The sequence below is a fragment of the Burkholderia sp. L-4 genome (assembly GCF_056856535.1).
This window is the reverse complement of sequence record NZ_JBXEOX010000002.1, coordinates 209,481-221,876: the sequence shown is the minus strand read 5'-3', so window position 1 is coordinate 221,876 and position 12,396 is coordinate 209,481. Positions and strand designations below refer to the sequence as shown.

6 protein-coding genes are annotated in these 12,396 nt (G+C 69.1%); 3 read left to right on the top strand and 3 right to left on the bottom strand.

The window, feature by feature from the left end:
• Positions 1-72 precede the first annotated feature (72 nt).
• Positions 73-1,002, top strand: a complete 930-nt coding sequence (locus AC1VVG_RS17760) for a 2-hydroxyacid dehydrogenase (RefSeq protein WP_200087878.1) — start codon at positions 73-75, stop codon at positions 1,000-1,002.
• A 21-nt stretch (positions 1,003-1,023) separates the two neighbouring features.
• Here AC1VVG_RS17760 and AC1VVG_RS17755 read toward each other — a convergent pair whose 3' ends face one another.
• Both AC1VVG_RS17755 and AC1VVG_RS17750 read right to left on the bottom strand, forming a co-directional pair.
• Positions 1,024-1,392 (bottom strand): NUDIX domain-containing protein, encoded by a 369-nt coding sequence (locus AC1VVG_RS17755; protein WP_482835959.1) that lies wholly within the window; start codon positions 1,390-1,392, stop codon positions 1,024-1,026.
• Positions 1,393-1,523: 131 nt separating this feature from the next.
• Entirely contained in the window at positions 1,524-3,488 is a 1,965-nt protein-coding gene (locus tag AC1VVG_RS17750) for a Xaa-Pro dipeptidyl-peptidase (RefSeq protein WP_482835958.1), read from the bottom strand.
• A 503-nt stretch (positions 3,489-3,991) separates the two neighbouring features.
• Between AC1VVG_RS17750 and AC1VVG_RS17745 the strand changes: the two genes are divergently transcribed.
• Positions 3,992-4,801: a hypothetical protein gene (locus AC1VVG_RS17745; protein WP_069705512.1), complete on the top strand. Its 810-nt coding sequence runs from the start codon at positions 3,992-3,994 to the stop codon at positions 4,799-4,801.
• 8 nt (positions 4,802-4,809) lie between these two features.
• Here AC1VVG_RS17745 and AC1VVG_RS17740 read toward each other — a convergent pair whose 3' ends face one another.
• A complete protein-coding gene (locus AC1VVG_RS17740) occupies positions 4,810-6,078 on the bottom strand; it encodes a lipoprotein-releasing ABC transporter permease subunit (protein WP_083286537.1) in 1,269 nt (422 codons plus the stop codon).
• Positions 6,079-6,369: 291 nt separating this feature from the next.
• Here AC1VVG_RS17740 and AC1VVG_RS17735 point away from each other — a divergent pair, with 291 nt between their 5' ends.
• Complete coding sequence (locus AC1VVG_RS17735; protein WP_482835957.1) at positions 6,370-12,372, top strand: alpha-2-macroglobulin; 6,003 nt, start codon at positions 6,370-6,372, stop codon at positions 12,370-12,372.
• Positions 12,373-12,396 lie beyond the last annotated feature (24 nt).

Genomic DNA, 12,396 nt, shown 5'->3' with positions numbered 1-12,396 from the left:
GGGGATAACCCGCATCCGTCGCGTGCGCTTGTTACACTGAAATTCGTTCCCTGCCTGCGGACACTTGCCGACATGAAGCCCGAGTTGCTGGTCCTCATCGCATTGCGCGGCGACGCGCAGCGCAAGATCGCCGCGTCGTTCGACGTGCGCCATGCTCCGACGCCCGACGAACGCGCAAGCGCGATCGCCGAACACGGCGGCACGATTCGCGCGGTGCTGACCAACGGCAGCACGGGGCTCACCGCCGCCGAGATCGACGGGCTGCCGCAACTGACGTTCGTCAGCGCGCTCGGCGCGGGCTACGAGCACATCGACGTCGCGCATGCGAAGGCGCGCGGCGTCACGGTCGTCACGGGCGCGGGCACCAACGACGATTGCGTCGCCGATCACGCGCTCGCGCTGCTGCTCGCGGCGGTGCGCAACGTCGTGCAGCTCGATGCGAAAACCCGCGCGGGCGTGTGGCGCGAGGGGTTGCCGATGCCGCCGAACGTGTCGGGCAGGAAGCTCGGCATCGTCGGGCTCGGCAAGATCGGCGAGAAGTGCGCGCGCCGTGCGGCCGGCTTCGACATCGAGATCGGTTATCACAACCGGTCCGAGAAGCCCGTTCCCTACCGCTATTTCGACCGGGTCGACGCGCTGGCGCAGTGGGCCGACTTCCTGATCGTCGCGACGCCCGGCGGCGCGGGCACGCGGCACCTGATCGACCGCACCGTGCTCGATGCGCTCGGGCCCGGCGGTTTTCTCGTCAACGTGTCGCGCGGCAGTGTTGTCGATACGGCTGCTTTGGCGGACGCGCTGCGCGAACGGCGCATCGCCGGTGCGGGGCTCGACGTGTACGAAGGCGAACCGGAGCCGCCGCGCGCGCTGACGGATCTCGACAACGTCGTGCTGACGCCGCACATGGGCGGCTGGTCGCCCGAGGCGCTCGATCGGTCGGTGCAGCAGTTTCTCGACAACGCGGCGCGGCATTTCGCGGGGCAGCCGGTGTTGACGCCGGTGTGAGTGCCGAAGGGCGGGCGCGAATCAGCCCGCCTGCCTGCGGAATGCCCAATAGAAATCCGGCAGGTTCGCCGGTTTGTCGGCATCGAGGTCGAGCCAGCCGAACGGGTTGTGCTCGTCGCTCAGGACGATTTCATGACGATCGCCCCGGCACTCGAAGCACACGATGAGCACGCGCTTGCCCGGCACGACCTCGCACGAGCGGCTCGCCACGTGGCGGATCGCCGAGGCGACGATCCCGCATTCCTCCCGCACTTCGCGCGTGACGGTTTCCTCGAGCGATTCGCCGGCTTCGGGCCAGCCGCCCGGCAACGCCCATTCGTCGCGTGGATTACGCAGGAACAGGACCGAGCGGCCGTCACGGACGATCGCTTTCGCGCTGAGGGGGATCATGGGAGGGCACCGTTGGCGTTCGATTTTCGCAGCCTGGCGCAGGCGTGCCGTTCCTGCAGCGATCCCCCGCCCGCGCCGACGGGCGCGCAGGCGGGGGCGGCCGTGCCGTCATGCCGGCAGCCGGCGTGCGACTACACGCCCGCCGACGTCGAAGCCAGCGGCACCGTCACCGACGTGCCGGCCGGATCGAGTGTCAGGCCCGTGCCGGGCGCCGGCCGCAGCGTCGCCTCGTAGTCGCTGGAGAGGACGACGAGCCCGAGCCGGTGGCCGGCTTCCAGCTTGTAGTCGCGCGGCATGAACGTCAGCTTCAGGTCGTACGGCAAGCCGGGCAGCACGGGTTCCGTCAGCCACTCGGACAGCCGGTTGCGCGGGTCGGTCCAGGCGCGCGTGACGATCGTGGCCGTGCCGTCCGGCGCGCGATCGACCAGCAGCGCCGTCACGTTGGCGACGCCGGTGAAGGTCAGCCTGACGCGTGCGGTCGCGGTGCCGGACAGGCGCGCCGCGGCCGTCAGCGGCGCGGTTTCGAAGCGGCTGCGGTTTTCGCCCGTCGGCGTGTTCGCCAGCGTGAGCGCCGGAATGCGCGCATCGTCGGTGAAGCGCGCGAGCGGGCCGCCGCTCGGCAGCCGCAGCAGCGTGCCGGTGCTTGCGCCGTCGCCGCCCGCGAAGTAAGTGACCGGCGTCGCACGGCGCGCGGCCCAGTCGGCTTCCTTCAGCAGCGTGCCGTCGGCCTGCTCGATCACCGCGCGCGGATCGCGCTCGACGCCGTTGCTGTAGCCGATCAGGTAGCGCGTGAACCACCGGTTCACCTCCGCGGTCCACGCTTCGCCCATCGCCGGCACGCGCGTCGGGTCGGTGTGCTTCAGGCGGTGCAGCCACAGCTGCGTCGGCACGCCCTGGCGCCGCATCGCGAGATACCACGACGTCGACTGGTCGACGCGCACGTTGTCGTCGGTGAGCCCCTGCGCGACGAGTGCCGGCGCGACCGCGAACCCCGTCGGGATGTCGCGCGCGGCCCAGAACGGCGAATAGTCGCCGGTCTTGCGGTCTTCCTGCTGCAACGCTTCGTCGATCAGGTGCGTGCAGCGTTCCGGATGCGCGTTCGTCAGCAACGCCTTGATGTATACGTCGACGTCCTCGCCCTGATAGCCTTCCGGCGCGCGCACGAGGCCGCCCGAGCGGTAGTAGCCGTACATGTTCGTCAGCCCGGCGATCGGCACGATCGCGTCGAGCCCGCGTGTGCGCAGGCTCGCGACCATCTTCGGCAGCGTGCCGTCGTACGACACGCCGTACATGCCGACGTGGCCCGTCGACCAGTTCGCGACGACCGTCTTGCCGTTCGCGTCCTTCGCGGTCGCGTCGCGGCCGAGCCAGCGGATCACCGACGCCATCGCGACCGATTCGTCGCGCGTCAGGATCGTCGGGCAGCCGTCCGAGCCGGCGGTGCCGAGCGAATCCGCGTAGACGATCGTGAAGCCGCGCGGCACGAAGTAGCTCTCGATCCACGAGCGGCCGGCGGCGGCCGCTTCGACCTGCTGCAGCATCCGCGACTGCGGCGCGGCGGCCAGGATGCGCGTGGATGCCGATGCCGGTGCGCCGGCGTTCGCGGCCGGATGCGGCGTGCCGTCGAGTTCGACGTCGACGTCGTGGTCGGGGCTGTCGGCGAGCCCCGCGTAGTACGGGCTCGCGAGCACGATGACGGGCGTGCGTGCGCCGTTCGCGGTTTCGGACGGCCGCACGATGCGCACGTGGATGCGGTCGCGCGTGCCGTCGCCGTCGGAATCGACCGGCGTGTCGACCCACGCGTTTTCCTCGATCGTGCCGCCCGACAGCGACGGCTGCACCTGGCCGTTGCTGATCACCGGCTTGTAGCGTCCGTTGCTGGCCGGATTCGCGTACGGGACACCGGACGGCGACACGTGCGACGCCAGCGACTGCGCATCGGCCGCCGCTGCGGCGGCCCCCTCCTGTTGGCCCTGCGCGAGTGCGGATACCCCCGCCGCGCTGCCGCCGTCGTCGCCGCCGCACGCGGCGAGCGTCGCGGCTGCCACGAGCGCGGGCAGCCACGCGCGCCGGAATCCGGTTCGATGAATGTTCATTGGATCGACCTCGTCTCTTGTGATTGTCTGGAACCGGCGCGGCTCGCGATACGCCCCCTGCGGCCTGGCCGGGTACTGCATCGGATGAAGCGGAACTGCACCATCAAAAGCGGCGGGCGACGCGCACCGGCGTCTCGCCCCGAACGGAGCGCGAATGGCGCGTCAGCGCGGCGGCGGCACGGAATGAATGAAGGAGTGCGAATCAAATGCAGGCATGACCGGGCTTCCTTCAGGTTTCGGATGAAACGGAACGGCGCGATGCGGTGACGCGGGAATGTTGCGAACGGCGGTGCGGCAATGGCAGGAAAGCGCGAAACGAGCCGGCACGGCGGGCCGGATTGCTTTCCGGAAGCTTGCGCAAAAGTTATCTCAGTGAAATGTCCGTGTCAAACTTTTTTAGCTTGAGTCAAACAAAGTTTGCATGTGTCGACGCGATACCGTCTCAACTTTCGTGGAATCCGTCCGTAAACCGTGAAAAACAGTCTGAAAGGAGAGAGAGGGCAATGACGATTTCGGTTACGGCTGCGGGCGGCCTGTCGCTCGCGCAGATGGCACAGGCGGCGCTCGACGGGCGCCAGGGCACGGATACGGCGGATTCCGGGAACCCGCCCGGCCAGCCGCTCACGGTCAGGGCGCTGGATCCTGAAGCGATGCAGGCGGCGCTGACCAAACAGTTGTCGATGGTCGGCGACCTGACGATGAAGCTGCGCGGCGTGACCGACCCGCTCGCGGCGAGCATGCAGGAGATCGTCGCGAAGCGGCCGGATCTGGCCGACGCGTCGTTCGACTTCACGACCGACAACGGGCAGATCAAGGTCGACTCGACGAGCCTGCCGGAGAGCGACCGCGCGTGGATCGAGTCGACGCTGAACGCGAATGCCGGCCTCGTGGCCGCGGTGAACGCGTTTCACGACCAGGCGGTCGACCTCGCCGCGCAGGGCGCGGCCGTGCGCGGCGACACGTTCACCGACAGCGACCGCGCGGCGGCCGGCCGGAACGCCGATGCGCGTTTTCATTTCATGAGCCTGCTCAACGCGTCCGTCGCGCGCAACCAGCCGCTGACGTCCGGCCAGCGCCTCGTCGCGGAAGACGGCACGCCGCTGACGGTCGGGCAGTCGGCCGGCACCGCGCGCGGCACGCTCGCGTTGCTGAATACCGTGCGCCAGTTGTCGTCGGGCACCGCGATCCTGGTCGACCCGTCAGGCCACAAGACGGCCGCCATGCGCGCGGAACTCGTCGACGTCGGCCTCGACGTGCTCGCCGCCTACACGCCGGACGGCAGCCACAGCGTCGGCTTCCACGAGACCGCGTAACGCGCGGCCTATTCGTCGCGCAACGCCTCGGCCGGCCGTACCCGGGCGGCGCGCCAGCTCGGGTACAGCGTCGCGGCGCACGACATCAGGAAGGCGGCCGCGGCGATCTCGATCACGTCGATCGCCGACAGCTTCGACGGCAGCGAGCTGAGGAAGTACACGGACGGGGTGAGGAAGCGGATGCCGAGCACCTGCTCGATCGCCGGCAGCACCCACGGGATGCTCACCGCGATCGCGCAGCCGGACGCGACGCCCGCGAGCGTGCCGGCGAGGCCGATCGTCATCCCCTGGATCGCGAAGATCTTCATGATCGAGCGCGGCGGCGCGCCGAGCGTGCGCAGGATCGCGATGTCGCCCTGTTTCTGCGTGACGGTCATCACGAGCGACGACACGAGATTGAACGCGGCGACCGCGACGATCAGCATCAGGATCAGCGACAGCATCCGTTTCTGCAGCCGTTCGGCTTCGAACCACGTGCGGTTCTGCCGCGTCCAGTCGCGGATGTACAGGTCGCCCGACAGCGTGCGCGACAGCGCGAGCGCGATCTCCGGCGCGCGCTGCAGGTCGTCGACGCGCAGCCGGACGCCGGTCGGCGCGGGCACGTTGAACAGCTTCCGCGCGTCGCGGATGTGGATGTACGCGAGCGCGCTGTCGTACTGGTAATGGCCGGACTCGAACGTGCCGACCACGTTGAACTGGCGGAACCGCGGCAGCGCCTCGCCGATGCGCGCGCCGTGGCCGGGCGCGAAGAACGTGATGCGGTCGCCGATCTTCACGTGCAGCGCATCGGCGAGCGCCGCGCCGAGCACGATGCCCATCTCGCCCGGCACGAGCGCGTCGAGGCGGCCGGTCTTCAGCTTGCGCGCGATCTCGGACACGCGCGGTTCGAGCACGGGGTCGATGCCGCGCAGCGCGACGCCCGTCACGCTGCCCGCGTTCGTCAGCAGCGCCTGCGCGTCGACATAGGGCGCGACCGCGCGCACGGCCGGGTTCCGCAGCGATTCGTGCGCGGTCAGCCGCCAGTCCGGCATCGAACCGGTCGGCGAGAAGATTTCCACGTGCGCGAGCACCGACAGCATCCGGTCGCGCACCTCGGTGCGAAAACCGTTCATCACCGACAGCACGACGATCAGCGCGGCGACGCCGAGCGAAATGCCGGCCATCGCGGCGCCGGCGATGAACGACACGAAGCCGTCGCCGGCCGAGCGCCGGCCGCCGCGCGCGTAGCGCAGCCCGATCTGCCATTCGAACGGGAGTTTCAAGCGGTTTCCTTTCATTTCGATTCGATCCTGCCGAGCCGCGCATTCTAGCGAACGCGGCGCGGCCGTGTCCCGAGGTCGGGGCGGAGAGCCGAAACCTGCCCGTCCGGCCGGTCGTCGGGCGGCGTTGCGCGCCGGCACACCGATATTTCCATCCTTTCGGGTCTGATCGATAATGGCGGCCAGCATCCGGTCGAACACAACATTCCAAGCATTACGGCGCAACCAGGGCCGCGCCGTCACAGACCGATAAATCTCGGGGAACGCCGCCGAAGCCGGCCGCACGTCCTTGAACAAGGAAATAACAACATGGATTTGCTGCGCTTCCTGCTGCTCCTGCCGATTCGCGTGGCGGGCTTCGTCTGGTGGCTGCTCGGCTGCGCGCTGCGGCCGCTGGTCGGCGACGTGTCGTGGACGGCGCCCGCGTGGATGGGCATCACCGCCGCGGCCGTGCGCCGCCGTCCGTGGCATGCCGGCGGCCTGGTGCTGCTCGCGGCCGCGCTCGGCTACGGCGGCTACTGGTTCAAGCATCGCCCGAAGCCGCCCGAGCCCGAAACCGTCGGCTTCACCGTGAAGGCGCCGGCGATCACGACCTACGAGGTCGACGACACCGACAAGCCGAAGATCACCGTGCATCCGCTCGAAGTGGCGTTCGCGCAGTCGGCCGCGCCGATCGAGCGGGTCGGCAAGCCGGCCGGCGACGGCATCGAGATGACGCCCGCGCTGAAGGGCGCGTGGGAGTGGGTCGACGACAAGACGCTGCGCTTCACGCCGGCGGCCGACTGGCCGGTCGGCGCGCACGTCGAGGTGCGTTTCGCGGTGCACCGCGTGTTCGCGCCGCAGGTGATCATGCGCGACGATCGTTTCGCGTTCGACCTGCCGGCGTTCGCTGCCACCTTCGGCAACAACGAGTTCTACCAGAACCCCGACAGCCCGGCGGAGAAGCAGGCCCTGCTGCAGTTGCGCTTCAACTACCCGGTCGATCCGGCCGAGTTCGAGAAGCGCATCGGCCTCGTGCTGGTCGGCCGCGACGGCAAGAGCGCGTCGCCGCTGCGCTATACGGTCAACTACGACAAGATGAAGACGAGCGCGTGGGTCTACTCGCAGCCGCTCGAGATCCCGCGCGATCCGCTGTCGGTGCGGCTGGACGTCGACAAGGGCGTGAAGAGCGCGCGCGGCGGCAACGGCACGCCGGACGTGCTGCATGCGTCGGTCGGCGTGCCGGGGCTGTACAGCCTGTCGATCGGCAACGTCGCGCCGACCCTCGTCGACAACGAGCGCTACGAGCCCGAGCAGGTGCTCGTCGCCGAAACGTCCGACGGTGTGCGCAGCGCCGATCTCGCCGCGCGCGCGAAGGCGTGGGTGCTGCCGAAGCGCAAGCCGGGCGTCGAGCAGTCGGACGACGATCCGCCGTACGAATGGAACGTGGCCGACATCAGCGACGCGGTGCTGAAGCAGTCGAAGCCGCTGCCGCTCGAAGCGGTGCCGACCGAGAACGATTTCGCGACGCTGCAGAGCTTCAAGTACCACGCGACGCCGGGCGAGCGCGTCGTCGTGCGGGTCGAGGGCGACCTGAAGTCGGCCGGCGGCTACCTGCTCGGCAAGCCCGTGACGAGCGCGTTCACGGTGCCCGACTATCCGAAGCTGCTGCGTTTCATGGCGGACGGCTCGCTGCTGTCGATGAGCGGCAGCAAGCGGCTGTCGGTCGTGTCGCGCAACCTGCCGGGGATGAAGGTCGAGATCGGCCGCGTGCTGCCCGACCAGATCCAGCATCTCGTGAGCTTTAACAACGGCACGTACGCGCGGCCCGAGCTGTCCTATTCGTTCAGCGAGGATCACATCGTCGAGCGCTTCGTGCAGACGCGCGCATTCCCGGCCGGCGAGCCCGGCAAGGCCCATTACGAAGGCATCGATCTCGGCCAGTACCTGAAGGGCGGCAAGCGCGGCGTGTTCCTGCTGCACCTGTCGAAGTTCGATCCGGCGGCCGCGAAGAAGCAGACCGACGACGCGAAGGATGACGATGCATCGTCCGCAGACGGCAGCCAGGATCAGTCCGACAACGCCGATGCGGGTGACAGCAGCGGCAACGGCAATGGCGACGATGGCGACAGCGCGCTCGGCGACACGCGCCTGATCGTCGTGACCGATCTCGGGATGCTGGTCAAGAAGGCGCTGGATGGCAGCCAGGACGTGTTCATCCAGTCGATCCGCACCGGCAGGCCGGTTGCGGGCGCAACCGTGTCGGTGCTCGCGGTCAACGGCCAGGCACTGTTCACGCAGACGACCAGCGCCGACGGCGTCGTGCATTTTCCCGCGTTCAAGGGGCTCGACCGCGAGAAGCGTCCGCAGCTGTATGTCGTGAAGAAGGACACCGACCTGTCGTTCCTGCCGGTGGCCGGGCGCGACCGTCAGCTCGACTTCTCGCGCTTCGACGTCGACGGCGAGCGCAACGCGACGGGCCAGGGGCAGCTGTCGGCGTACCTGTTCTCGGATCGCGGCCTGTACCGGCCCGGCGATCCGTTCCACATCGGCCTGATCGTGCGCGCGGCCAGCTGGGCGCGCAGCCCGGCCGGCGTGCCGCTGCAGGCGGAAATCGTCGATCCGCGCGGGATCACCGTCGAGCGCAAGCCGGTGACCGTCGATGCAACGGGCTTCACCGAACTCGGCTACACGATCGCCGAAACGGCGCCGACCGGCACGTGGACGGTCAACCTGTATATCGTGAAGGACGGCCAGCCGGGTGCCGAGCCGATCGGCAGCACGACCGTCCAGGTGAAGGAGTTCCTGCCCGACCGGATGAAGGTCGACGCGAAGCTGTCGCGGCAGGTCGTCGAAGGGTGGGTGAAGCCGAAGGGGCTGAAGGGCATCGTCGATGCGCAGAACCTGTTCGGCACGCCGGCCGAGAAGCGCCGCGTCGCGGCGACGCTGACGCTGCGCCCCGTATGGCCGTCGTTCCGCAGCTGGCAGGGCTATCACTTCTTCGATGCGCGGCGCGCGAAGGAGGGCTACACGACGACGCTGCAGGACGGCACGACCGACGACAAGGGCCATGCCGAGTTCGACCTCGATCTCGACAAGTACGCGGACGCGACCTACCAGCTGTACTTCCAGGCGAAGGCGTACGAAGCGGAGGGCGGGCGCAACGTCGCGGCGAACGCGCAGACGCTCGTGTCGAACAACGACTGGCTCGTCGGCTACAAGTCGGTCGACGATCTCGGCTACGTGAAGCGCGGCAGCCCGCGCTCGGTGCGGCTCGTCGCGATCGATCCGGGCGCGAAGGCGATCGACGTGAAGGACCTGCGTGCGCAGCTCGTCGAGGAGCGCTACGTGTCGGTGCTGACCAAGCAGGATTCCGGCGCATACAAATACGATTCGCGGCTGAAGGAAGTACCGGTGGACGAGAAGCCGCTGTCGATTCCGGCCGCGGGGCTCGACGTCGCGCTGCGTACCGACAAGCCGGGCAGCTACGCGCTCGTGATCCGCCGCGCGGACGGCACCGCGGTGAACCGGATCGAGTATTCGGTCACGGGCGCCGCGAACGTCACGCGCTCGCTCGACCGCAACGCCGAGCTGCAGGTGAGCCTCGCGAAGCACGACTTCAGGCCGGGCGAGCAGGTCGAGATCGCGATCCGCGCGCCTTATGCGGGCAGCGGGCTGATCACGATCGAGCGCGACAAGGTGTACGCGCACGCATGGTTCCATGCGGACACGACGAGCTCGATCCAGCACATCACGGTGCCGGCCGGTTTCGAAGGCAACGGCTACATCAACGTGCAGTACATCCGCGATCCGTCGTCGGACGAGATCTTCATGAGCCCGCTGAGCTACGGCGTCGTGCCGTTCTCGGTGAATCTCGACGCGCGCCGCAACGCGGTGAGCGTCGAGGCGCCGGCGCTGGTGAAGCCGGGCGATACCGTCAACTTCACCGTGCATTCGGCGAAGCCGGCAAAGGTCGTCGTGTTCGCGGTCGACGAAGGCATCCTGCAGGTCGCGCGCTACAAGCTCGGCGATCCGCTGAAGTTCTTCTTCCGCAAGCGGATGCTCGAAGTCGGCACGTCGCAGATCCTCGACCTGATCCTGCCGGACTTCGAGAAGCTGATGGCGATGGCCGCGCCCGGCGGCGACGCCGACGACGCGATCGGCCGGCAGCTGAACCCGTTCAAGCGCAAGCGCGACAAGCCGGTCGTCTACTGGTCGGGGATCGTCGACGTGAACGGCGACACGCGCCTGAGCTACACGGTGCCCGACTACTTCAACGGCAAGCTGCGCGTGATGGCCGTGTCGGTGTCGCCGGACCTGGTCGGCACGTTCGAAGGCGCGACGACGGTGCGCGGCGATTTCGTGCTGTCGCCGAACGTGCCGACGACGCTCGCGCCGGGCGACGAGGCCGATGTCAGCGTCGGCGTCGCGAACAACCTGACGGGCGTGGGCAACCAGCCGGTGCCGGTGGCGGTCACGCTGAAGACGGGCCCGCAGTTGCAGGTGATCGGTCCGGCGACGCAGAATGTCGCGCTCGCGCCGCAGCACGAAGGCGTCGCGATGTTCCGTGTGAAGGCGACCGATACGCTCGGTTCGGGCGCGCTGTCGTTCGGCGCGCGCTACGGCGCGAAGGGCGCGCAGCAGCGCGTCGACGTGTCGGTGCGGCCGGCCGCCGCGTTCCGCACGCAGCTCGACATCGCGCGCGTCGATCCGGGCAAGAAGGCGAGCGTGCCGAACCTGCGGTCGATGTACGACGCGTACGCGTCGCGCGACGCGAGCATCTCGACCGCGCCGCTCGTTCTGTCCGAGGGGTTGTCGTCGTATCTCGTGAACTTCGACCACGCCTGCAGCGAGCAGATGGTCAGCGCGGTCGTGCCGCGCGTGTTCGCGGCGAAGTGGCTGTCGGTGCGCGCGCTGACGAGCGCGATGCATGCGCCCGAAGCCGGTGCCGACGCGGCGAATGCGAGCGCGATCGCGCAGTTCCTCGGCGTGCTGCGCGGCCGGCAGAACGCGCAGGGTGGCTTCGGGCTGTGGAGCGCGACGCCCGACGCCGATCCGTTCGTGTCCGCGTATGCGATGCACGTGCTGCTCGATGCGCGCGATCGCGGCATCGCGGTGCCGAAGGACATGCTCGATGCCGGCAACGCCTATCTGCAGAAGCTCGCCGCGAACGACGCGCTCGGCTCGCTCGACCTGCTGCGGCAGCGCGCGTACGCGGTGTACCTGCTGACGCGCCAGGGCAACGTGACGACCAACAGCCTCGCGGCCGTGCAGAAACGGTTGCAGGAGGCGTACCCGAAGGACTGGAACAACGATCTCGCGGCCGCATGGCTCGCCGCGTCGTATCAGCTGCTGAAGCAGGACAAGGAAGCCGCCGCGCTGATCGCGGGCCCGCAGGCGTTGCTCGAACGCAAGCGCGCGTCGGACGGCGATTACGTGACGGGCTACTACATCGACCCGCTGACGCGCGACGCGAGCGTGCTGTACCTGCTCGCGAAGCACTTCCCCGAACGCGTGAGCAAGCTGTCGCCGCGCGCGATGGACAACCTCGCCGCGCCGCTCGTCGACAACCGCTACAACACGCTGTCGTCGGCGATGACGATTCTCGCGCTCGACGCATACGCGGCGTCGAACGCGGGCCAGCTCGACCGGCTCGCGATCGACGAGGTGCGCGCGGGTGCCGGCGCGAAGGACGTGTCGTCGATCCAGGCGGGCCTCGTGCGCTCGGGCACGTGGGCGGCCGGCGCGTCGCGCGTCGACTTCGTGAACGGCAGCACGCTGCCGGCGTGGTGGGTCGCGAGCCAGTCCGGCTACGACCGCGGCACGTCGACGAAGGCGATCAGGAACGGGCTGGAGATCGTGCGCGACTACACCGACACGAACGGCAAGCCGCTCGACAGGATCACGCTCGGCCAGGAGATCGACGTGCACCTGAAGATCCGCGCGACGGGTTCGGCGAACGTCGGCAACATCGCGATCGTCGACCTGCTGCCGGGCGGCTTCGATCCGGTGATCGCGCCGCCGCCCGCGACGGACACGCAGGATGGCGACGGCAACGGCGGCGCGTCGGCGCCGGTGGCCGATGCGCCGTGGCGGTCGCCGATCGGCGTGACGGGGTCGACGTGGCAGCCGCAGTTCGCGGATGTGCGCGAGGATCGCGTGGTGATCTACGGCACCGCGACGACCGACGTGCGCGAATTCGTCTACCGCATCAAGGCGAGCAACGCGGGCCGCTTCGTCGCGCCGCCCGCGTACGGCGAGTCGATGTACGACCGCCGGGTGCAGGCGCAGGCGCCGGGCGGCACGGCGCTGACGGTGGAGCGCGCGCGATGACGAGGCGGATGCCGCGGCGTTGCG